This is a genomic window from Bacillus kalamii, from assembly GCF_047238185.1.
GTDB lineage: Bacteria > Bacillota > Bacilli > Bacillales > DSM-1321 > Bacillus_AD.
The window spans coordinates 1,867,699-1,890,741 of sequence record NZ_JBDFMI010000001.1 but is presented as its reverse complement, the minus strand read 5'-3'; the positions used below and the strand labels follow the sequence as shown (position 1 = coordinate 1,890,741).

At 43.2% G+C, this 23,043-nt stretch carries 24 protein-coding genes; 15 read left to right on the top strand and 9 right to left on the bottom strand.

Annotated elements, in window-relative coordinates:
• Nucleotides 1-274 precede the first annotated feature (274 nt).
• The 13 genes from ABC357_RS09480 (at nt 275) to ABC357_RS09420 (ending at nt 10,947) form a co-directional block, all read left to right on the top strand.
• Nucleotides 275-1,591: a phenylacetate--CoA ligase family protein gene (locus ABC357_RS09480; protein WP_412888629.1), complete on the top strand. Its 1,317-nt coding sequence runs from the start codon at nt 275-277 to the stop codon at nt 1,589-1,591.
• A gap of 183 nt (nt 1,592-1,774) precedes the next feature.
• Nucleotides 1,775-2,701 (top strand): 1,2-phenylacetyl-CoA epoxidase subunit PaaA, encoded by a 927-nt coding sequence (gene paaA, locus ABC357_RS09475; protein ID WP_412888628.1) that lies wholly within the window; start codon nt 1,775-1,777, stop codon nt 2,699-2,701.
• Nucleotides 2,702-2,720: 19 nt separating this feature from the next.
• Nucleotides 2,721-3,071, top strand: a complete 351-nt coding sequence (paaB, locus tag ABC357_RS09470; RefSeq protein ID WP_412887262.1) for a 1,2-phenylacetyl-CoA epoxidase subunit PaaB — start codon at nt 2,721-2,723, stop codon at nt 3,069-3,071.
• The gene (gene paaC, locus ABC357_RS09465) at nt 3,068-3,874 is read left to right on the top strand and encodes a 1,2-phenylacetyl-CoA epoxidase subunit PaaC (RefSeq protein ID WP_412887261.1); all 807 of its coding nucleotides are present in this window, start codon (nt 3,068-3,070) and stop codon (nt 3,872-3,874) included. Before paaB ends, paaC begins: the two co-directional genes overlap by 4 nt.
• Before the next feature lie 17 nt (nt 3,875-3,891).
• Nucleotides 3,892-4,395 carry a 1,2-phenylacetyl-CoA epoxidase subunit PaaD gene (gene paaD, locus ABC357_RS09460; protein ID WP_412887260.1) on the top strand — a complete coding sequence of 168 codons (504 nt, stop codon included), beginning with the start codon at nt 3,892-3,894 and terminating at the stop codon, nt 4,393-4,395.
• An 18-nt stretch (nt 4,396-4,413) separates the two neighbouring features.
• On the top strand, nt 4,414-4,716 hold the full coding sequence (locus ABC357_RS09455; protein ID WP_412887259.1) for an EthD family reductase: 303 nt from the start codon (nt 4,414-4,416) through the stop codon (nt 4,714-4,716).
• Complete coding sequence (locus ABC357_RS09450) at nt 4,716-5,489, top strand: enoyl-CoA hydratase/isomerase family protein (RefSeq protein WP_412887258.1); 774 nt, start codon at nt 4,716-4,718, stop codon at nt 5,487-5,489. Before ABC357_RS09455 ends, ABC357_RS09450 begins: the two co-directional genes overlap by 1 nt.
• 10 nt (nt 5,490-5,499) lie before the next feature.
• On the top strand, nt 5,500-6,273 hold the full coding sequence (locus ABC357_RS09445; protein ID WP_412887257.1) for an enoyl-CoA hydratase/isomerase family protein: 774 nt from the start codon (nt 5,500-5,502) through the stop codon (nt 6,271-6,273).
• Nucleotides 6,274-6,311: 38 nt separating this feature from the next.
• Complete coding sequence (locus tag ABC357_RS09440) at nt 6,312-7,187, top strand: 3-hydroxyacyl-CoA dehydrogenase (RefSeq protein WP_412887256.1); 876 nt, start codon at nt 6,312-6,314, stop codon at nt 7,185-7,187.
• Entirely contained in the window at nt 7,184-8,401 is a 1,218-nt protein-coding gene (locus tag ABC357_RS09435) for an acetyl-CoA C-acyltransferase (RefSeq protein ID WP_412887255.1), read from the top strand. The genes ABC357_RS09440 and ABC357_RS09435 overlap by 4 nt, the downstream gene beginning before the upstream one ends.
• A gap of 100 nt (nt 8,402-8,501) precedes the next feature.
• A complete protein-coding gene (gene paaX / locus ABC357_RS09430) occupies nt 8,502-9,383 on the top strand; it encodes a phenylacetic acid degradation operon negative regulatory protein PaaX (RefSeq protein ID WP_412887254.1) in 882 nt (293 codons plus the stop codon).
• 82 nt (nt 9,384-9,465) lie between these two features.
• Complete coding sequence (locus tag ABC357_RS09425) at nt 9,466-10,425, top strand: NAD(P)H-dependent flavin oxidoreductase (protein WP_412887253.1); 960 nt, start codon at nt 9,466-9,468, stop codon at nt 10,423-10,425.
• 36 nt (nt 10,426-10,461) lie between these two features.
• Nucleotides 10,462-10,947, top strand: a complete 486-nt coding sequence (locus tag ABC357_RS09420; RefSeq protein WP_412887252.1) for a hypothetical protein — start codon at nt 10,462-10,464, stop codon at nt 10,945-10,947.
• Between the two features lie 158 nt (nt 10,948-11,105).
• Here the strand turns inward: ABC357_RS09420 and ABC357_RS09415 are convergent, their stop codons facing one another.
• From ABC357_RS09415 to ABC357_RS09375, 9 genes are all read right to left on the bottom strand, one after another.
• Nucleotides 11,106-11,897: a hypothetical protein gene (locus ABC357_RS09415; protein WP_412887251.1), complete on the bottom strand. Its 792-nt coding sequence runs from the start codon at nt 11,895-11,897 to the stop codon at nt 11,106-11,108.
• Nucleotides 11,898-12,424: 527 nt separating this feature from the next.
• On the bottom strand, nt 12,425-13,840 hold the full coding sequence (gene lpdA, locus ABC357_RS09410; protein WP_412887250.1) for a dihydrolipoyl dehydrogenase: 1,416 nt from the start codon (nt 13,838-13,840) through the stop codon (nt 12,425-12,427).
• The gene (locus tag ABC357_RS09405; protein WP_412887249.1) at nt 13,841-15,028 is read right to left on the bottom strand and encodes a dihydrolipoamide acetyltransferase family protein; all 1,188 of its coding nucleotides are present in this window, start codon (nt 15,026-15,028) and stop codon (nt 13,841-13,843) included.
• A 10-nt stretch (nt 15,029-15,038) separates the two neighbouring features.
• Complete coding sequence (locus tag ABC357_RS09400) at nt 15,039-16,037, bottom strand: alpha-ketoacid dehydrogenase subunit beta (RefSeq protein ID WP_412887248.1); 999 nt, start codon at nt 16,035-16,037, stop codon at nt 15,039-15,041.
• Entirely contained in the window at nt 16,024-17,094 is a 1,071-nt protein-coding gene (gene pdhA / locus ABC357_RS09395) for a pyruvate dehydrogenase (acetyl-transferring) E1 component subunit alpha (protein ID WP_412887247.1), read from the bottom strand. Before pdhA ends, ABC357_RS09400 begins: the two co-directional genes overlap by 14 nt.
• A gap of 204 nt (nt 17,095-17,298) precedes the next feature.
• Nucleotides 17,299-17,682: a thioesterase family protein gene (locus ABC357_RS09390; RefSeq protein WP_412887246.1), complete on the bottom strand. Its 384-nt coding sequence runs from the start codon at nt 17,680-17,682 to the stop codon at nt 17,299-17,301.
• Nucleotides 17,683-18,016: 334 nt separating this feature from the next.
• A complete protein-coding gene (locus ABC357_RS09385; RefSeq protein ID WP_412887245.1) occupies nt 18,017-18,280 on the bottom strand; it encodes a hypothetical protein in 264 nt (87 codons plus the stop codon).
• Between the two features lie 202 nt (nt 18,281-18,482).
• On the bottom strand, nt 18,483-19,970 hold the full coding sequence (locus tag ABC357_RS09380) for a nicotinate phosphoribosyltransferase (RefSeq protein WP_412887244.1): 1,488 nt from the start codon (nt 19,968-19,970) through the stop codon (nt 18,483-18,485).
• Between the two features lie 99 nt (nt 19,971-20,069).
• Entirely contained in the window at nt 20,070-20,621 is a 552-nt protein-coding gene (locus ABC357_RS09375) for an NrtR DNA-binding winged helix domain-containing protein (protein WP_412887243.1), read from the bottom strand.
• A gap of 465 nt (nt 20,622-21,086) precedes the next feature.
• Here ABC357_RS09375 and ABC357_RS09370 point away from each other — a divergent pair, with 465 nt between their 5' ends.
• Nucleotides 21,087-22,208: an NADH-dependent flavin oxidoreductase gene (locus tag ABC357_RS09370; protein ID WP_412887242.1), complete on the top strand. Its 1,122-nt coding sequence runs from the start codon at nt 21,087-21,089 to the stop codon at nt 22,206-22,208.
• Nucleotides 22,209-22,325: 117 nt separating this feature from the next.
• Nucleotides 22,326-22,766 carry a hypothetical protein gene (locus ABC357_RS09365; RefSeq protein WP_412887241.1) on the top strand — a complete coding sequence of 147 codons (441 nt, stop codon included), beginning with the start codon at nt 22,326-22,328 and terminating at the stop codon, nt 22,764-22,766.
• Nucleotides 22,767-23,043: the final 277 nt, after the last annotated feature.

Sequence of the window (23,043 nt, the reverse complement as noted above, 5' to 3'; positions counted from 1 at the left end):
CTTTTATTATGGCTATCGCAAATCAAATGGTTACGGAAGGAATTCAAATGTATTGGATATGAATGCAACCGCTTATATTGGGAGATTTCATTTAATCCTACAGGGATATGGAGAGTTCAAGCAAAAATAATCAATAAAATTGTTAAAATTTTCTAAAAATTAATTGACAAAATTATGGCAAGGAACTACCCTTATGATATAACATAATTTGTCATTGCCGTATTGAAAATGTAATTAACCGAAGGAGGTTTGTTGATTGATCTATAATCTGGAAATGGAAACGATGGAGCGCAGCTCTATTGATCAACTGCAATATGAACGGTTGAAAAGAACAGTGGAGAATGTCTACAGAAATGTTCCATTTTATCGTCAGAGGTTCTTGGAGGCTTCCATAACACCAGAGGAAATCACCAAGCTGGAAGACATCACCAATCTCCCGTTCACTACAAAGCAGGATTTAAGGGACACTTATCCGTTTGGCATGTTTGCAGTTCCACAGGATAAAGTGTTGCGAATACATGGGTCTTCGGGAACAAGCGGGAAACCTACGATTGTCGGCTACACTGAACAAGATATAAACAATTGGGCAGAAATTGTGGCCAGAGCGATTATAGCTGCAGGCGGCAAAGAAAAGGATATGTTCCATATCGCATACGGCTATGGATTGTTCACCGGTGGGCTCGGGCTCCACTATGGAGCTGAATTGCTTGGAATGACCGCGATCCCGATGTCAGGAGGGCTGACCGAACGGCAGATTACCATTATGCAGGATTTGAAGCCGCGAGGAATTTGCGGAACGCCGTCCTACTTATTGAATATTGCGGACCGAATGGAAGAAATGGGGATTGATCCGAGAAGCACTAGCATTGAATACGGCATCTTCGGGGCGGAACCATGGTCGGATGAGATGAGGCTTATCCTTGAACAAAAACTAGGAATAAAAGCTGTTGATATATATGGATTAAGTGAAGTGATGGGCCCGGGCGTCGCTATCGAGTGCCATGAAGAACAAAACGGACTCCATATTGCGGAAGACCATTTTTTGGTCGAAGTCATCGATCCGGATACATTGTTGCCTGTGGATGAAGGAAAAACCGGAGAACTGGTTTTCACTAGCTTAACAAAGGAAGCGCTTCCAATAATCCGCTATCGCACCGGGGATATCGCTAGCGTTACTAGAGGCAAATGCTCCTGTGGAAGAACGACTGCTAAAATGTCCAGAATTAAAGGAAGAACAGATGACATGATTATTGTCAGGGGTGTCAACGTCTTTCCATCGGAAATGGAAAGAACGCTCCTGCAGTTCCATGAGTTGGTGCCGCATTATCAAATTCACCTGCAGAAAAAAGGTTCAATGAATACAGTGAACCTTCATGTCGAATTGAAAGATTCAATCTTCGAACAGTCACAGCATAATTTGGATCATGTGATTATTCAACAATTAAGGAAAAAGATCCAACAGTCCATAAAATCGAATTGCCTTGTGTCGGTGGATGTAACTCTTTGCCAGCCCAGGGGAATAACCCGTTCCGAAGGGAAAGCAATCAGGGTGATCGATTGGAACAAACAACAAAATACACTTCCCATCTAGCCGCAAACGATAGAAATCTACAAAAATCACCACTTAACCTCATTGACACCTTGTTAATACGAAAAAACACCATAACAAAAATGAATCAAAAAAAATAAATCCGTTATATCTTTAGGAGGCATGTGTATGTCGCATCAACAAGAAAGCAGGAAGCAGCCCAGTTTTCAAACAGACAAAGATCCTATGGAAGCATTCATGGACCGCATCAATGCAGGTGACAAAATTGAAGCTGATGATTGGATGCCCGACGAGTACAGGAAAACATTAATTAAATTGATCTCCATGCATGGAATCAGTGAAATCATGGGGGCTTTGCCAGAAAAAGAATGGGTGCCTAAAGCACCTTCACTTCAACGGAAACTCAGCATCATGGCTAAGGTACAGGACGAAATGGGCCACGGCCAATTGCTGCTCAGAGTGGCCGAAGACCTAATGAAACCGTATGGAAAAACAAGAGAGGATCTCATGCAGGATTTATTCAATGGCACTTTAAAGTTCCATAATGTGTTTCATATGCCGACCAAAACATGGGCTGATGCCGGGATGATCGCCTGGCTAGTCGATGGAGCGGCTATTATGACCCAGACCAATATGCTGAACGCATCCTATGGCCCCTATTCGAGAGCGCTTCATCGAATTTGCGCCGAAGAGGTTTTCCATGCCCAACATGGCGAGTCGATTGTGATGGCGATGGCGGAAGGGACTAAACACCAGAAGGATATATTGCAGGATTCTCTCGATCGTTGGTGGGAACCACTGCTGATGTTTTTTGGGCCGGCTACAAAAGAAACCACAGGAAGTTCCAAACAGGATACGACCATAAAATATAAGATTAGGACGAAAACAAATGAACAATTAAGGCAGAAATTCCTGGCGAAATATATTCCAAGAATTCAAGCGTTGGGTTTAGTAATCCATGATCCATTGCTGAGGTTCGATGAGGGCAGTCAACAATGGGAATATACACAGCCAAATTGGGATACATTCAAACACATTATTTCAAATAATGGTCCCCGGTCCCAAGAAAGGCTTTCTCTCAGAAAGTCTTCTTATGAAAATAATGCCTGGGTACGCGAGGCTCTAGGCCGCAGGGCAATCCAATCGTCATAAGGAAGGAGAAGGGTAGTTAGTGGAGAAAGAGAGAACATTCTTCAATGAATACGAGGTATTCAGCAAAAAAAATATAGATTCACCTTTTCAACATCAGTTCAGCTTATTGGCACCTAATCCTGAGCTAGCATTAGTAATGGCACAGGAGAACTTTATGAGGCGCGAACCAGTCGCGGACATCTGGGTTGTTGACCGGATCCATATAAAGGGTGTATCGCCTGAAGAAAAATCCATGCTCCAACGACTCGACAATAAAACATATCGGACAACGAAAGGGTATGGCCATTTGAGGGTAAAATGGCGGCAATACGAACAAAAACAACTGGATGAAAAAGAAATTATGTCATGGGGGGAAGACAAGAATCAATGAATGAACGAATGAATAAAGATGAAAAAGAAGCATTGGTGGATTTATTATTCCAATTGGCAGATGATGATTTCCTATATGCATTCCGAGGTTCTGAGTGGCTTGGATTGGTTCCTCATATTGAAGAGGATGTAGCCTCCGCTTCGATTACCCAAGATAGCATGGGCCATGCCAATATGTTTTTTGCCATTCTTCAAGATCTTAACATAGGAAGCTGCGATAAACTTGCACATGCCAGAAAGCCGGCTGAGAGAAGAAATTGCATATTGGTTGAACGCGTTAATGGACCAGGGGATTATTCTGAAAACCCTCGATTTGATTGGGCGTATGCTGTATGCAGGAATTTTTTATACAGCGTTGCCAAGAAGGTGAAAATGCAGTCATTAAAGAGCAGCAGCTATGGACCGCTTTCTCATATCGCAACTAGAGTCCTTATGGAATTGTATTATCATGAACTGCATTGGCGCACTTGGTTTATCCAGTTGGTGAATGCTGAGGGAGAAGGGCGTAACCGAATGGTTGCCGCGCTTCAACAAGTAATGGCCGACTGCCACGATCTGTTCCACCTTGGTTCGTATGCCGGTCAAATCGTTGACAGCGGCCTGATAGACGAAGAAATCACATTATACAAGGGATGGAAGGAAGAACTGGCACTTATTATGGAACGCGCTTCTCTTTCTTTGCCGGAACATGGTATCCAGCAAGGCCATAATAACGGGAGGTTGGGAGACCATACGGAAGATTTACAGCAAGCCCTATTAATTCTTTCTGAGGTTTATGCAACTGATGAGAAAGCCATATGGTAATGCTAGGAGTGAATAGTATGGATGCCAAAACGCTTGAGGAAGCCATTCATCAAATGCTTAGCATGGTGATGGATCCAGAAATTAATACTGTCTCCATCCTCGATTTAGGCATGCTCGAGAATGTGCTTATTAAGAAATATAAAGATGGTTACTCTGTGACCATCCAACTGCTTCCAACCTTTTTAGGCTGTCCGGCATTGGGAATTATGAAACAAACTATTTTGAAAGAAATGGAATGCATGGAGGAAATTAAAGAGACAACCGTTCAATATCTATATGATCCCCCCTGGACGTCCGACCGCATCACACAGAAGGGCATTGAAGGACTAAAGAAATTTGGAATTTCACCGCCTCCTCGAATGAATGAAGAAGATGGCTCCTGGCAGGTGGACTGTCCTTATTGCGGTTCTTCATTTGTAACCGTGGAAAATCTATTCGGCCCGACCGCATGCAGAAGTATCCTCTATTGCAAGAATTGCAGAAACCCGTTTGAAACAATGAAGCCTATTTCAAATCTATAGTAAGGGAAGGAAATAAAAATGGTGAAATTAATCGCTCTTTATAAGCATCCTGAAAATAAGGAAGAATTCGATGAACACTATTTCAACGTACATGGCCCGATTACAGAGAAAATTCCAGGATTGAAAGAGATGAAGGTAACAAAGATAACAGGATCTCCAATGGGAGGGGAAGGCAAGTATTATTTAATGTGCGAAATGCTTTACGAAGACCATGATGCCCTTAAGGCAGGAATGCGTTCTGCAGAAGGCAAAGCTTCCGGAAAGGATCTAATGGGATTTGCCGGCGAATTGGTAACGTTAATGATCGGCGAGGATGTGTAATGGATTTTCATTACATTGAAATGGCCTGTGAAGAAGGGGTCGGCAGCATTACGCTTAATCGGCCCCATTGCTACAATGCTCTAAATAGATCTATGGTAAAGGAAATTGCCGATTGTGCCGAGTTCCTTGATCGCAGTGCGGATTGCAGATGCATATTGATTAAAGCGAATGGAAAAGCATTTTCATCGGGGGCGGATATTGACGAAATGCTTAATGATCATACTATTGCTCTGGAATTAAACAATCCGTTCTCGGATTGGGACCGGCTTGGCGCAATCCGGAAACCGATGGTAGCAGCAGTGAAAGGTTTTGTATTTGGAGGCGGCTTTGAATTGGCATTATGCTGTGATTTGCTCATTGCTGCTACCGATACCATGTTTGCTTTTCCGGAAGTGAACCTTGGCGTGATGCCTGGCGCAGGCGGTACACAAAGGCTGACAAAACTGGCGGGAAGAAACAAGGCGCTTGAGTGGCTTTGGACGGGGAGCAGGATATCTGTCCAGGAAGCCCAGCAATACGGCATTGTCAACACAATTACAGAATGCGAACTATTGGACGAATCAGCTATACGCCTTTGCCGCAGGCTAGCCAAGCAACCTCCATTGTCTGTAAGGCTTATTAAGGAATCTGTGAATAAGGCAATCGATTATCCGCTGCAGGAAGGGATGCTCCAGGAACGCAAAAATTTTTATTTGCTGTTTTCTTCAAATGATCAAAAAGAAGGAATGCGGGCATTTTTAGAAAAAAGGATACCGGAATTTAAAGGTGAGTAGAGGTGAAGAAATGCCAGAAACCATTTTGTATGAAGTGAATAATCATGCTGCATGGATTACATTGAACAGGCCTGAATCACTCAATGCCATTACAGCTGAAATGAACCGTGAAATAAAACAGGCTGTCAGCAAAGCTTCCAAAGATCCGGCAGTCCGATGCTTGGTCTTTACTGGGGCAGGAAGAGCATTCTCATCTGGGCAGGATCTATCGGATGTAGATGGGGAAATGGATCACGGACTCGTTTTGCGAGAACACTATGGACCGATGATCCAGGAAATCATGAAATGCGAGAAACCGATTGTAGCTGCGGTGAATGGTGTAGCCGCAGGAGCGGGATTCAGCCTTGCCCTTGCCTGTGACTTCAGGGTAGCATCGGAAAAGAGTTCCTTTTTGAATGCATTCATACATGTCGGGCTAATACCTGATTCAGGAAATCTCTTTTTTCTTAATCGGCTGATCGGCCCTGCAAAAACATTGGAGTTATCGTTATTCGGCGAGAAGATTCCCTCCGCTTTCGCATATGAAATGGGCATCGTCAATCAGGTGGTCAGTATGGAAAAATGGGAGACAGGCATACAAGAATATATTGAAAAGATCATCAAGCTGCCGCCGAAAGCGGTGGGGTTGATTAAACGGTCGCTTTCGTATGCGGGGACACTCCCATTGAATGAGTATTTGCTGAAAGAAGCAGAAAATCAGCGGATTGCCGGTTTAACGGAAGATCATCATGAAGGAGTGGCTGCTTTTTTGGAGAAAAGAAAGCCTATCTTTTATGGGAAATAAAAAAGGGACTAATGGACTTTCATAAAGGGGGAATTAATATGATCCGTACGGTTGCGATCATTGGTTCTGGCGTCATGGGAAGAGGGATTGCGTATGCTGCAGCGCTTGGCTGTTATTCCGTATTTTTAACGGACCTTCATGAGGAGGCTTTGGAACAAGCACAGGTTACAATCCGTCGACTAATTGAAAAAGGGCTGAAAAAAGGAAAAATCACAGATGAACAAGCAATGATGATCGATAAAAAAATAATATATAGTTCAGATATGGAAAGGTGTTTGAAAGAAGCGGATGTCATAATCGAAGCTGTCCCTGAAAAGAAAGAAATCAAACAACAAGTATTTCAAATGATGGAGCAATATGCGTCTGATACTTGTTTATTTGCCACTAATACCTCTACGATGAGCCCCACAGAAATTGCATCCTACGGTAAACGGCCACAGAAAACAATGGCGATGCATTTCTTTAATCCAGTCCATAGTATGCCCTTGGTAGAGATGGTCCGCGGGCTCGAAACATCGGATGAAACGGTCGCTGCCATCCGTGAAATAGCAGAACAAATGGGGAAGGAAACGGTCGTTATTAACGAATTTCCCGGTTTTGTTACGAGCCGAATAAGTGCATTGGTAGGGAATGAAGCCTTTTATATGCTTCAGGAAGGGCTCGGGACTCCCGAAGAAATAGATAAAGCCATAAAGCTTGGCTTGAATTATCCGATGGGTCCCTTTGAATTGGCCGATTTGGTTGGACTGGATGTCCGATTGAACAATTTACTGTATTTGCATGAAAAATTGGGTGAAAAATACCGTCCTGCTCCGTTATTGGAACAATATGTGAAGGCTGGCAGACTCGGCAGGAAGACAGGAAGGGGCATCTATGAATATGCCACTATTGCAGAAAAGGCGGGAAAAATATGAATAGGAAGAGAGTTGCTATTATAGATGCAGTCCGAACACCGATAGGTAAATATAATGGCATCCTTAAGGATATCCGCCCGGATGACCTGGCGGCAAGCGCCATAAAAGCAATCCTTGAACGGAATCCAGCAGTCAATCCGGAAGAGATTGAGGAAGTTGTATTGGGCAATGCCAACCAAGCCGGCGAGGATAATCGAAACGTTGCAAGAATGGCTTCCCTTTTAGCCGGCCTGCCCGTTTCTGTGGCAGGAACGACAATCAACCGTCTATGCGGGTCTGGCATGGATGCCATTATTTACGCGGCAAGGGCAATTGCCATGGGCGAAGGGGATGTTTTCATTGCAGGCGGAACCGAAAGCATGACGAGAGCGCCATTAGTCGCATTAAAACCTGAACGGAGTTTTGCCCGGGGGAATCTTTCTTTGATTGATACAACGATTGGATGGCGTTTTACCAATCCCATACTTAAAAAGCAATATGGTAGTGATTCTATGGCGGAAACGGCCCAAAAAGTGGCTGACCAATTCCATATTTCCCGGCTCGAGCAGGATGAATACGCCTTTGAAAGTCAAATGCGGGTTCAGACTGCAATAGAAAAAGGCCTATTTGAAACAGAAATCGTCCCGGTCACCTATAAAGACAGAAAGGGACACCTTATCTGTCTGGAGAAAGATGAGCATCCACGGGCAGATACTGCATATGAAGCGTTATCACAGCTCTCGCCGATTGTGCCCGGAGGCAGTATTACAGCAGGAAATGCATCAGGCATTAACGATGGAGCTTCTATGTTGTTATTGATGTGTGCAGAGAAGGCAGCAGAATTGGGCATTGAGCCGTTGGCTGAATATGTCGCATCAGCTGTCAGCGGAGTGGAGCCGGAGATAATGGGAATCGGGCCAGTTTACAGCACGAAAAAATTGCTGGAGCGTACAGGGAAAAATCTGGAGGATATTGGATTGATAGAATTGAATGAAGCGTTCGCATCACAAACGCTGGCATGCATTCAAGAGTTGGGCTTGGATAAGGATCGAGTCAATGTCAATGGAGGCAGTATAGCTCTTGGGCATCCGTTGGGGGCAAGCGGGGCAAGGATCACCACTACTCTTGTCCATGAAATGCAAAGAAGGCGTGTGGATTACGGTCTAGCTACAATGTGCATTGGGGTAGGGCAAGGAATTTCAATTCTTTTAAAGCGGTTTAATGAGTTTATATAGATAATATTGGCAAATAATGATTTGATTGTGAAGTGATAGAAGATATAATGGAAGATAGAGTAAGGAATTTACAAAACTATCTGAAATGAGTGAATAATCGGTGGGCGCCAATACTCAATCAATGATTTTTACTATTTATGGAGAATATGTCCGTCATTATGGCAATAAAATATGGATCGGCAGCCTAATCTCGTTATTAAAAGAATTCGGGCATAATGAGCAGGGAGTTCGTGTTGCGATTTCCAGGATGGTGAAGCAAGGATGGGTGGAATCGGAGAAACAAGGCAATAAAAGCTACTACTCATTAACGGAGCGGGGAATGCACCGTATGGAAGAGGCAGCGCAAAGGATTTATAAACTAAATCCGCAAAAATGGGACGGTAAATGGCGTATCCTCATGTATACGATTCCCGAAGAAAAAAGGCAGATTCGTGATGAGTTGCGGAAAGAGCTTCTTTGGAGCGGATTCGGCAGTTTTTCAAGCGGTTGCTGGTTATCGCCCAATCATCTGGAGGAAGAGGTGCACCAGCTGATTCAAAAATATGATATCGGACAATATGCCGACTTTTTTATTTCTGATTACAAGGGTCCAGCCAATGCAAAGGATTTGGTAGAAAAAAGCTGGCCGTTGGATGAAGTTGAAGCCAAATATGAGTCTTTCATTTCCATGTACAGCTCACAATTCATTATTGATCAAAGCTCCATACAAAGAGAAGAGATGACTAATGCAGAATGCTTTGCCGTATTGACCAACCTAGTTCATGAATACCGTAAGTTCTTGTTTGTTGATCCCGGACTCCCTCAGGAATTGCTCCGTCCACGATGGAGCGGGAACCATGCTGCCTCATTATTCAGCCAATACTATCGAATCTTATCAAAACCAGCCAATGCCTTCTTTGAATCCGTTTTTGAGGAAGGAAATGATTTGAATCAGAAGGATTCCTATTATAATGCCGCTGAGCATCCTCTCATCATAGACTAACGCATACGTTCCAACGGCCTACCAGTGAATGACCATTAGTAGGCTATTTGTTTTGAAGAAATAGCCATAGGGAGTGTTGCAAATGAAGAATCTCACGGAAATGCTGAACATTAAATATCCAATTATTCAAGGAGGAATGGGTAATATAAGCAACGCAGCACTAGCGTCTGCTGTATCTGAAGCAGGAGGGTTGGGGACCATTGGCTGCGGAACCATGCATCCTGATGACGTAGATAAAATCATACTTGAATTGAAAGCAAGGACAGATAAGCCGTTTGCTTTGAATATAGCCTTAGGCGTTACTCCATACACAACAGAACTGATCGGACTTGTCAGTAAGCATTCTATACCGGTTGTCTCCTTATCCGCCGGCAATCCTGGCCCCTATGTATCAAGACTGCATGAACATGGTGCAACAGTGATGGCTGTAGTTGCTTCCGTCAAACATGCGGTCAATGCCGAAAAAGCGGGTGTCGATTTGTTGGTGGCAGAAGGATATGAAGCAGCAGGCATCAACTCAAATCTTGAATTGACAACGTTCACATTAATTCCGCAAATAGTGGATGCCAGTCCATTGCCAGTTATCGCCGCGGGCGGAATCGGCGACGGCAGGGGGCTTGCTGCAGCCTTAATGCTTGGGGCAAAAGGTGTCCAAATGGGAACAAGATTCATTGCAACGAAGGATGCTCCGTTCCATGATACATATAAGAAAATAGTTATGGGTGCGTCTGGTGAAGAAACAGTCATTGTCGGGCGCTCGGTTGGAAGAGTCAGAAGGATATTAAAAAATCCATATGCAAAAACTCTTTTAAATGCGGAAAAACAAGGTATTGCAGCTGAAGAGTTTAATAGGCTGACAACGGAGGAGCAACATATTCTCGGTGCATTAAAAGGGGATATGGAAAATGGGTTCCTGAATGGGGGCCAGATCAGTGGATTGATAAAGGACCAGCCAACCGTTGCGCAATTGATAGAGGGGATGATGAAGGAAGCAAGACGCTCATTATCTGAAGCAACTAACACTTTGGATAGTGGCTTTTAAGTAGTTTATGAATCAAAGCGAAAGGAGGGGCAATCCATGCTGAAGGGAATAATCGATACAGAAGCCAAACAATCTGTTAAGCCACTCTATACCTATATATATACAGGATTGATGTTTTTACTGTATGCAGGATTTGCATTGCTAGATAGTTATCGTATCCATAGAGGGGAGTCTTGGCTGTCTAAAAAGAACCTTACACAAGAAGAGTTTCAAAGGATTGATCATTTAGGCATATGGCAAGGCAGGATCGAATGGGTATTTTTATCTCTTTTTCTAGTTGCAGCGGCATTGGCGATTGTCCGCTATCGAATCAAGAATGATGGTTTTCCTTTGAAACGGTTTCTATTGGTACATCTATGCTTATTTATTCTATTGTTAGCATTCAGCTATACTTTTTCTGTTGTGTCTCCTTCGCCGCTAGGCAATGTAATCCAACCTTTGCTTGAAGCTATATTGCTTTTCGGGATTATGATGCTTTATCCGCTGTATAGAATGCTTATGAAAAGGCAAAGGAACAACTAGGACGGGTATTTTTTTTCAAAGACAAAAAGTAGGTGTTATGTCCCTATTGCAACTATTCATTGGAATAAGTGTAAATGAACAGATGCATTTCCTATGATAATAAGCCAAAAAGACCTTCCTTGGTCTAGTTAGAAGGTCTTGATAAAACACCTATTTTTTTAATGGACAGTTTGTATGTGCCGTTTCATTTCTTCCCGTTCTGTCTCTTTTAATCGGGGGCAAACGAAGCATTTTACCCCGCCTTTTCTTTGGTCATAGAGGCAGCATGAGGAACGCATCACTAATTGTTCTCCCTCTTGATATGGATTGTCCACATATTTATTGGTGTGCTGGAATGGATTCCGTTTCCGGTTAAATAGAGCAGGAGAAAGCAGCTCGGATAATAGTTCGAATTGTTGTTTGAATGCTGCTAGTACCCATTCATTTTTTTCGTTTTGTTGTATAAAATCCCTTAACATACCCATTTCACCGCCGAATTGCAGCCATATCATGGAAGGTTTTAGGCTTGCAGCGGAAGCTATTGCTTCCACTGCGGGAGTAATCTCTGAAGAAATAAAACGTTCCCAGTCTTTTTGGATTACAGAAAGGCTATCCACCTCAGGCACTTCGCTATACGATAGTGTTTCTATTTTGTATCCAAGGTGGGCATGGTCATCATGAACCTCAACCTGAAAAAGGAGATTCTTAAGTGATAAGTCAATAAGGACATTTGATTGTGCAAGAAAAAGCAACTTGGTAGAACATAAGTTGCATAGAGATGTACCAAAAAAAGAAGCGGGCAAATCCAAGCCTAATGCTTCAACTGTGTGGCCAGCTTTATGCATCATTTGTATTAATGTTTCCGGATTGAAAAAATCAGTTGCAGGCATTTCGGCCAAAGGCTGGCCGGCTCCTTTAGGCGAAATATGATAATAGTGATTCACAAGAGAGAAATCCAAGTCAATTGACATAGTGTTCATTCCTTTTTATATGGTAAAAGATGATTGCAGTTTGCAATGTGTTTCCTTCCAGTCTAGCGATTATTAGATTATTATGTAATTCAATGCAAAGGGATTGGATGCTAGTAGTCCTTGATAATCAAGTGTACATGTTTGATAATAATAATCATTATCAGAGATAGTTTACCATAGCAAAAAATGTATATCAATTTGTTTATTGAAAAGTCAAAATAATAGTTCGCTCATTTTAAATAGACTAAGAGGTATTCCTTAAGGTCTAGTAAAGACTGATCTATGAACGAATCCAATGCGGCCGCAAGCATGATAGGCATTTCAAGATTATAAAACTGAACAGAGTGCCAGATTCACCACTTGATTTTTGAAACAAAGCAATCAGGCAATCCAACAACAGTAAAATGAAGGTGCAATTCACAAAAACATCCTATTTCCCTCTTTAAACAAAAAAGAAAGGCAAGAATGAAGATTGAACAGCATTCTTGCCTTTTTCAGCTTGAATAGAAAGTCAAGGGCATTCCATGTCATTTTACGGATTGTTTCTTTGGAACCATATGGATTGCCGTCCCTGTCAATCCTTCTATGCATTCTAGCAGTGTTTCATTCAGGCTAGGATGCGCGTAGAAAATATCTTGAAGATCTGTCGTCTTAGCAACCATTTCGAGTGTTTGCACAAAGGCAGAGGATAGTTCGATCGCACCATGGCCAATCATATGAAGGCCGAGTATGAGATCTGTTTTTTGATCGGCGATCACTTTAATGAAACCGGAGCTTTCTCCCATAACGGCAGCCATCCCATTCGTAGCTAAAGGGAAGCGGGAGGCAATGACGCTATATCCAGAGTCGATACCCTGTTGCTCAGTCAATCCTACAGAAGCAATTGGCGGTAGGGAATGAACCACATTCGGTATAAAGGAAAGGGAAAACGCTGTTTGCATGCCGGCTATTGCTTCCGCTGCCTGTTTCCCTTGTTTAAGTGCTTTACTTGCAAGGAGGGCTCCTTCTGTCACATCGCCTACTGCATAAATGTGGGGCAAACTAGTTTCTAGCCGGTGATTCGTAATGATAAAACCGTTCTCATCCAACTCGATCCCAATGCGTTCCAGCCCCATTTCCTTCGTATTCGGATTTCTTCGTCCTTCCATCAAAAAATGGGTGCATTCCAATGAAAAGGTTTCTTGTTCTTCCGTTTTAAACTTGGCTTGGACGCCCTTATCGTTGGAATGAATGTCTATCAGAGCTGATTCCTGGAACCACTTTATCCCTTTCTTTTTGAATTGCCTCTTCAACTCATGGCTGATGTCATGGTCGAATGGAAATGGAGCATCCTGTACAAAAACAACTTTGCTGCCAAAAGCAGACATGGACATAGCCGCTTCTATAGCGATATAGTCATGTCCATAGACAAGTAAATAGGGAGGAAGCTGATTCAAGCTATACAGTTCATCCGCTGCCAGCACAAAAGGCGAATCATATTCAGTTCCATTTACAGTGCTACCGGTTGCGATGATGGCATGCTTGAACCTGAAAGTATCGAAAGCATGCCCATTTTCTATACCGATGCGGTCTTCTGACAGGAAGGCGGCTGAGCCTTCGATCACTTCGATTTTATTGGCTTTGCACAATGCTTCAACACCATGACGGAGCTGGTCGATCATTTTCTTTTGGTAAGCAAGCAAGGTTGGAAGTTCAATTGTTTGATTTTCCACTTTGATTCCCAGCTTAGGGAGATTGGTTAATTGGCTCCATTGTTTTGCTGCATGTGTAAAGACTTTGGAAGGGATGCACCCTTGATTCAGGCATGCTCCTCCCAGAGTCTTTTTTTCGACCAGTGTGACCGTGAGGCCTAATTGTGCCGCTCGAATGGCAGCATGATAGCCGCCGGGGCCGCCGCCGATAATCATTACATCTTTTTCTTGGATAATTTCACCTACTACCATTTAGATCAACTCCACTAATAGCCTTGCCGGTTGTTCAATCAGAGCCTTGAAACGGTTGGTAAAAGCGATTGCTGTAGCACCATCCGCGATACGATGGTCGAATGACATCGAAATGTTCATCATATGCCCAATCGTAATTTGGTCTTCATCATTCACAATCGGTATCTTTCTGGTTTTATGGAAAGCGATAATTGCACTTTCCGGATAATTGATAATCGGGGTTGCCGCTATACTGCCGAGCGGCCCGACATTGCTGACTGTAAACGTGCCGCCCTTATAATCCCACGGTGACAATGAACCTTCTTTTGCTTTCCGGTTGGCTTCCGAAATAGACTCCGACAGCTGCCTGATTGATTGCTGATCAGCTTGGCGGATGACAGGAACGACCAATCCTTTTTCTGTATCGACCGCAATACCGATATTCATCTGTTTTTCAAGGATGATCCGTTCCTGTTCATCGTCTAGCTTGCTGTTGAAAATAGGAAAGTCCCTTAAGGCGATCGTTAGAGCTTTAATTAAAAAGGAGCTGATTGAAACAGGCACCTGCTTGCTTTTTAATTCTTCTTTCACCTTCATGAGGGAAGTCATATTGACTTCTTCAAATTGTGTCACATGCGGGATTGTAAATAAAGATTTGGTCATTTTTTGTGCAATTTGCCTGCGTATGCCTGTAAACGGCAAGTATTCCATATCGACAGCATCACGTTTGACCGTCTCCTGCAATGCTACTGATTTCTGTTTCGCTGGTTGCTTCATATGGCGCAGAACGTCTTCCTCAGTAATTCTTCCTGATGGATCAGAGGAGGGGACATCGTCCAGGTTTATGCCGTTCTCTCTGGCGATTTTTCGAGTATATGGAGTGGCGAGTATTCGTTTTTGGTTTACGATAGGTGAGGCAAGTGAAAGCGTTTTTTTGTGATCTTCTTTTATTTGCTGATGTTTAATGCCGGCATGTTCGGGTTCAATAGTCAGGAGCGTTGTTCCTACGCTAACCGTGCTGCCGACCGGAAAGAGTATTTGTTTGACGATTCCACTGATGGGCGAGGGAAGTTCAGCTACTACTTTATCTGTTTGCACTTCAACCAACGGCTCATCAATTGTGACCGGATCGCCTTCCTTAATCAGGTAAGAGGTTATTTCTCCCTCGGTCATTCCTTCTCCTATATCGTGCAATTTTACTTCTACCATAGGTCCCTCCTTAAAAATGAATGGCGTCTTGAATGGCTTTCATTACACGCTTTGGTGTGGGAATATAGTGTTCTTCCAATGAAAAGAAAGGCACAGGTACATCAAAGCCGGTAACACGGCCAATCGGCGCTTTCAAATAAAGGAAGGATGTATCGTTGATGATGGATAAAATATCGGCACCGAGGCCGCCGTTTCCGTGGGCTTCATGGATTATGACTGCCCGGCCGGTTTTCTGGACAGATTCAGCAATGATGTCCCGGTCGATAGGGGAGAGAGTGCGGAGGTCGATGATATCACAGGTGATATTTTGTTTTTCAGCTTCTGCTGCCGCCTTCATCGCTACAGGAACCATGGCCCCCCAAGCAATCAATGTGATATCTGTCCCTTCTTGCACTTTTTTGCCCTTGCCGATTTCTACATAGTATTTTCCTGTAGGCACATCCATCCGGAAGGCCCGGTAATTTCGCATGGATTCCAGAAAGAGGACAGGGTCCGGGTCTTCAATGGCGGAAATCAGCAATCCTTTAGCATCATACGGATCAGAGGGACAGACCACTTTCAGCCCTGGCATATGGGTGAAAAGCGCTTCGGTACTGTCGGAATGGATTTCCGGTGCTCTGACGCCGGCGCCATAGGGAGCACGTATAACCATCGGGACTGTATAATGTCCCCGGGTCTTAGCCCGTAAACGAGATACATGCGTCATAATATGCTCATAGGCCGGGTAAATGAAGCCGAGAAATTGGATTTCTGCAATCGGCTTGCAGCCATTAACAGCCATACCGACCGAGGTTCCGATTATACCGGCCTCGCTTAAGGGTGTATCGATGACGCGTTCACTGCCGAATTCCTTTTGAAGGTCTTCAGTCGCGCGAAAGACGCCGCCGTTTTTGCCGACATCTTCCCCTAAAATCAGCGTATCTGGGTCCTCTGCAAGCTTGAGCCTCAATGCATCACGGACTGCCTGGACAAGCGTGAACGATTGGACTTTTTTCTCAACCACGTTCATTGAAGTCACCTCTGATCAGCTTAAGATAGTTTTCTTTCTGTTCATTCAAATACGGAGGAAGCGTTTCGTACGTATAATCAAAAAGATCCTCCACTAAAGGCTTATCCGCTTTTTCCATTATGCGAACAGCCTCTTCAATTTCATGCTCGATCTCTTTCGCAAGAGATTTCATGCTGGATTCATCCCAATACCCCAGCTGCTTCATAGCGGCAATCAAGCGCTGTAAAGGATCCGGGATTTCCCTTGATTTCCCTTGATCCCTGTAACGGGTAGGGTCATCAGCGGTCGTATGGGCGCCGTACCTCCAAGTAACGGCTTCTATTAAGGTAGGACCCATTCCTTTTCTTGCTGCCTCGGCGGCTTTTTTTGTCTCAAAATAGACGATGAATGCATCATTGCCGTCTATACGAATGCTGGGAATGTCATACGCCATCCCTTTTTGGGCAATGGTTTTGCTGTTCATCTGTTTTTCTACGGGAAGAGAAATAGCTATCCCGTTATTTTGATTAAAAAGGACAACTGGCACTTGATAAACGCTTGCGAAGTTCAGCCCTTCGTGGAAGTCCCCGGCTGATGTTGCGCCGTCCCCGAAATAGACGATGGAAATAGAAGACGTTCCTTTTCGTTTCTCTGCCCAGGCAGCCCCTACGGCATGAGGTATTTGAGTGGCAATCGGCACCGCTGGAGGAAAGATCCGTTTTCCATGGGGAGGAGTGAGGCCTTCAAGCCTACCTTGCCAATAAAGAAAAAGGTTGACCATATCCTGCCCAAATGTCAATGTTGCTCCATGGTCCCTGTACGTCGGGAAGAGCCAATCCTGTTCTTCAAGAGCAAGCGCACTGCCTACCTGAGCCGCTTCCTGCCCTTCAAATGGAGGATACGTGCCAAGCCGTCCTTGTCTTTGTAGCGAAATGGCCTTTCTGTCGAACGTTCTGATGCGAAGCATATGTGTATATAATGCCAATGCCAGTTCTTCAGTGATTTGTTCTCTATAAGGTGATTCAAGCAACTGGCCTTCATCATCCATGACTCTAACAATCGGATATTCTTTAATCATTTTTTCACCTCTGTCCTTTTAGTACACCTTTTTGTTACGACCGTGAAGCATCAAATGACAAGCAAATGGATGCGAACGGCTTGCGAGCATGGGTTAATGGTGTTTTTACTGGTTGCAACAGCCTATGATTAGCATGATGAATATAGTGGTAAATGCTTGTGGCAGGGGAAGCGGACATATGAGTATCTAAGAAAAGACCCGTTATCAGCTCAGTTTTTTCTCAATTTCTGCCTTCGGGAGCACGATTTGCTTGACTGTTCCAACACCAATCCTTTCTTTTTCGTTAAAGGCCTCTACTTCAGTCACAATTATATTGTTAACAATTTCTTTCAGCACGGCGGTAATGGTGACTTTAGAATGGGCAGGGGACATACCAGTATGCTTTAGGTTAACAGAAGCACCAAGTCCTTCTTCATCTTCATTCAAATAGGGAAGGATTATTTTCCGTGACGCCCATTCCATATGATAAACCATCGATACTGTTGAAAAGGCCGGATGAATGACCTTATCTTCAAAACGGGCGAACATATCCTCCGATACTTCAACTGTAATCGATTCTGCCATGCCTATTTTCATTCCGGGTTTCAAATCATCACTTCCTTTATATAACGATAAAAAGACATTCCGTTTTAAAAATGAAATAAAATATCCTGCTTTCTATTTTTCTTAGATGAATATTGTTGAGCGGGGCAAGAAGGGGGCGAATATCTTTGTTCAGTTCATAAATCCCTAACCGCATTAATCTTTTAATGCTTTAGTTTAATGATGAAGCAGTGGAGAATAGAAGAAAAATAAATCTAAAAGCATGTAATGAAAGCGGATACATTTTCAAAGTGTAACAGTCTTTTAACGAAATTTTACCAATTGGTTATAAAATGGTCAACTAAAAATTTCCATTTAAAAAACCATCACAAGGATGGTTTTAGATAGCATATGCCTTTAATCGGGGTAAAATGGGCAAGAGCACTTCCGCTGCAATGTAGTCCATTTCCAATCCTAGGCAATGTTGGCCGTCAAATTCAACGGAGCGGGCTTTCTCCGGGTCATTGCAGAAAGTATAAAACAAAGTGCCGTTTTCTTCCACTATTTTCGTGTGTTGGAAAGAAAGATTCCGTTCCAATAAGCAGGAATCGAAAGCAAAGCACAATTGATTTAACATATCTTGATTAATTGTGTTGAATAGCATTTAATTCACCTCTCTAACAGTAAGGATAACAAAAGAACAGCTGTCTGACAAAAGGGATTTTTCGCACTCTTTGCTATATGAGGGTTGGCGATTGGCAGACATATTTTGTCCTGCTCATATTATCCAACGCATTAGTCAAACACCCCTTCGGAAGATCAATTCCAAAGGGGTGGAAGGTGCTGCACCGATACAGTATCTTGGTTTATTGGTTTTCGTAGTTCATCGATTGTTGGACCATCTGTCTAACATTCAATTTCACTTCTTCAATATTGGCCATCTTGTTTTCCCAGCATTTGCGGCTTAGATCAACAGGGTATTCCTGCGGTCGGGAAATCCGCAAGTACTCATCCCAAAGCAAATTCAGATTTTCCTTTGCAAATTGTTGAATGTCTGGCAGAGAAGGGGTTTCATATTTCAATTCACCTTTCTCGAAAATCAAATGATGGAGGTCGCGCGCCTCAAAGTTGGTTACAAATTTTGAGATATGTGTATGAATCGGATGGAACATATTCAAATGATCCTCCTGTTCAGGATTTTCATCTTCCATCGTGATATAGTCGCCTTCCGATTTGCCATTGATGGAATTAATGATACGAAATACTTTTTTCAAGCCCGGTGTGGAAACTTTCTCAGGGTTGGCGCTGATTTTAATGGTATCAACCATTTCACCCTCTTCATTTTCTATGGACATCATTTTATAAACAGCGCCGAGGGCAGGTTGATCATAGGCTGTGATCAGCTTTGTGCCAATTCCCCATGTATCGATTTTTGCTCCCTGGTTCTTTAAATTTAGAATCGTGTTTTCATCAAGATCATTGGAAGCGACAATTTTTGCCTCGGTAAAACCAGCTTCATCGAGCATTTTTCTCGCCTGCTTCGATAAATAGGCCAAGTCGCCGCTGTCTAGGCGTATGCCGAGAAAATTGATTTGATCCCCTAATTCTTTGGCTACTCTTATCGCATTTGGTACTCCTGATTTCAATGTATCATATGTATCCACCAAAAAGACACAGTCCTTATGGCGGCGTGCATATTTATGGAAGGCAATGTATTCATTTTTATACGCTTGAACAAGTGAATGGGCGTGTGTCCCGGAAACCGGTATGCCGAACAATTTTCCAGCTCTAACATTGGAGGTAGCCTCAAATCCGCCGATAAAGGCAGCACGCGTTCCCCAAATGGCTGCATCGAACTCTTGTGCACGCCTTGTGCCGAATTCCATGGCCACATCATCGCCGATTACCTGTTTGATGCGGGATGCCTTGGTAGCGATCAGCGTTTGATAGTTGATGATATTCAAAAGAGCTGTCTCTACGATCTGTGCCTGAATCAATGGGGCATCAACGCGGAGGAGCGGTTCATTCCCGAAGGCCAGTTCACCTTCCTGCATAGACAGGACCGTACCTGTAAAACGGAAGTCTGCAAGATAAGACAAAAAGTCGTCCTTATATCCCAATTCCCGCAGATAAGCGATATCTGATTCAGTGAAACGAAGATCATCTAGATACGAGATGATTTTTTCTAGGCCGGCAAAAATGGCATACCCATTATTGAAGGGTAAATTGCGGAAATAGATTTCAAAAATAGACCGTCTCTCGTGGATCCCGTCCTCCCAGTACGTTTCAGCCATATTGATCTGATATAGATCGGTATGCAATGCGTAACCATCATCATTGTATTGTTGAGTCATAAAAGTATCCTCCAGCATAGTTGTATAAATAGTACTATCATTATAGCCCTAAAAGAACACAATGTCCTTTTATCGACTATAAACAAGTTGGCATAGCAGTTAATAACGCGCAGTATAAATGGGCTTCAATACATGTAAATCATTAAAACAATATAATTGAGTCGGCTTTTTCGAATGCCGGTTCGTAGTCTGTCCTTTTAATGCTTCTATAAAGGGAAGCGATTTTATTTTTCTCGCAAATGACTGGTCGCGAGTGATGGCAGGGTCGCTGCAGATGGTCATCAATACACCCTGCAGTTCGGAATAGGTAAAGGCGCTCGGCAAGAAATGTTTGGCAGCGGTTGTTGTCAATAAGTCCTTAGCCAAAGCTTCATATGCATCTTTTATCGTGTCCAGCCGCCCAGTTTCAATCGGCAATGCACCTATTTCCTTCAACGTGTACAAATGTACACCCATGTCATTCCATGTTTCCTGCCTGTTGAGCAAGTGTTCCGGCATAATTGCGTAATGGGCATTATAGATTACCCGTTGTTTTTCCATGTCGTCAGGTTTATCGTAAATATGTATATGCTTCATATAAGCAGGCCTCAACCCCATGCGCGTATCCAATATCCGAAAAGCGGCTTCAAATGCGGTTTCGTTTCTGTTCACTACATCCTCCGGAAGCCCAAAATAAGGGATAGAGGAAGATCGATTTTCCAGCAAAAGCACTTTAAGAACCATTATTGGCGGTTTGTAAGGATCCGTCTTATCAGATTCAATAGTGAATATCGTGATGCCGCTCATATACTTATCGGGAGAACAGTCCGAGGGAAGAGATCCTTGTACAGGATTGCTTATAATGACCGCCTCCTTCTACTAATTACTATATCCAACTTTTAATTAACAATCTGTTAATTGATAATCAACTATACCCTATTTTTCAAAAAAATCAACCTATCACACCTAGTCTTTTTATGCCAATTATATGCAGTGGAAAATAGGGGTGAATAAAAAGTGTAATGGAAGCAAAGAAAGGGAAATAGTATTCAGGGGCGTACGATTATTCTAAGCATTAAATTTGTAGCACGTGTGAAGAACATAGTACGCTTTTTAGGAAAAGGAGGATTTAAAGCAATGAAAGATACATATAAATCTATTTTTGAACCATATGTTTTACCGAATGGAGTTACATTGAAGAATCGCTATGTGATTGCTCCTATGACCACCTATTCAGGCGATAGGGATGGCAGCGTTTCGGATCAAGAGATGGCCTATTATCAAAGAAGAGCGGGCGAACCGGGAATGTTCATTACGGCTTGCATTGCGGTATCTCGTTCAGGGCTTTGCTTCCCTGGCCAGTTCATCGGATATGATGACATGCAAATCCCGCGGTTAAGGGAGTTGGCCGAAGCGATTAAACAGAATGGATCAAAAGCTATTCTGCAAATCCAGCATGGGGGAAGGGAATGCGATCCCGAATTATTGGATGGCCAATCGCCAGTGGCGCCAAGTGACGTGCCTTCCACTCAAAATTCTACTGTTCCTCGGGAATTAAGCGATACTGAAATTGCCGGGATTATCCGTGATTTCGGTGAAACAACACGCAGAGCCATCGAAGCCGGTTTTGATGGTGTCGAAATACATGGAGCTAATGGCTATTTGATACATCAATTCTTTTCACCGCACGCAAACAGAAGAAACGACCAGTGGGGAGGCAGTCTGGAAAAACGGATGGCTTTCCCGCTTGCAGTCATTCAGGAAGTGAAGAAAGCCGCCCGTGCATACAGTGACGATTCATTTATCATCGGCTATCGCTTTTCACCTGAAGAAGCGAGTGAACCTGGAATAAAGATGGATGACACCTATGCGTTTGTGGATATTCTAGCAGACCAAGGATTGACGTATCTGCATGCTTCATTAATGGATTTCCATTCAATGCCCCGGAGCGGGAAAAGAATGGAGGTTACACGTGCAGAAGCATTACGGGATGTGATTGACGGCAGAACCGCTTTTATAGCATTAGGTTCTATCCATACAGCAGAAGAGGCGAGAGAAGTGCTGGACTCAGGCATCCCCTTATTTGCATTGGGCAGGGAAGCTTTAATGGAGCCGGATTGGCTGAAGAAAGTCGAAGAAGGGAAAGAAAACACGATACGTACTACGTTGAAGCAAGACAGCCAGAAAGAATTGGTAATTCCGGACGGCATGTGGCATGCCATCACAACGCGGACCGGTTGGTTGCCTGTGGAGAAGTAAAGAGTAACAGCCCCGTCGATTATGGCGGGGCTGTTTTTGTGGGGTGAACTATTATCTGAATGTTATGAAACTTTATTAATTAAGATACGTCTACTTTTAAAAGGGGGATCTCCAATCATGAAAAGAATACTGTTTTTATCCATCATCCTTATGTATATGTGTGCTTTCTCTGTCCAGGCGTTATCTTGGCAATACCCATTCGTTGTTTGGAAAGGGAAGGTTTATGAGGTCAAGCAAGAAGAGATAATAGACGGCCAAGAGGTTGGTAAAAAAATCGGTAAAGTAGAAACGAAACCGATTAAAGAAACGGGGGAGTTTTATGGTAATGCATCCAATAGTTATCCGAAAGGAACTGACTATTACGAGATTAAAGGAGTATCAAGCGCAAAAGCTATTGCCATTAAAGAAGATGATAAGTGGTTAAGTGCTGTGTATAGGCATAAAGCGCCCTTTCACATCATGAATATTTTGATTCATCCCTTGTTCACCATTTCTGTTGTCGGCATAATCGTATTGGTCGTTGTTATACGAATTCGAATCAAAAATCAACAGTCATAGAGTTGCGGGTTTCTGCAGCAATTATGCATAGCCATAAAAACACCCTAAAATTAGATTTTTTGGTCTAACTTCTGGGGTGCACATCCATAATGAAGCCATTTCTTTTATTCCTGCTTGTAAAGCGAATATAAAAACCATTTTCTATATATAGCCCTAACTTCCTCTAAACGGAGATTAAACTGGTCCATGGTTGCTTTCGAAATGAATATGTTATCCTGATAAGGCTTGTAATCATGCCCTTTTCTTGTGATTACATCATTAAAATGGGATATACTCA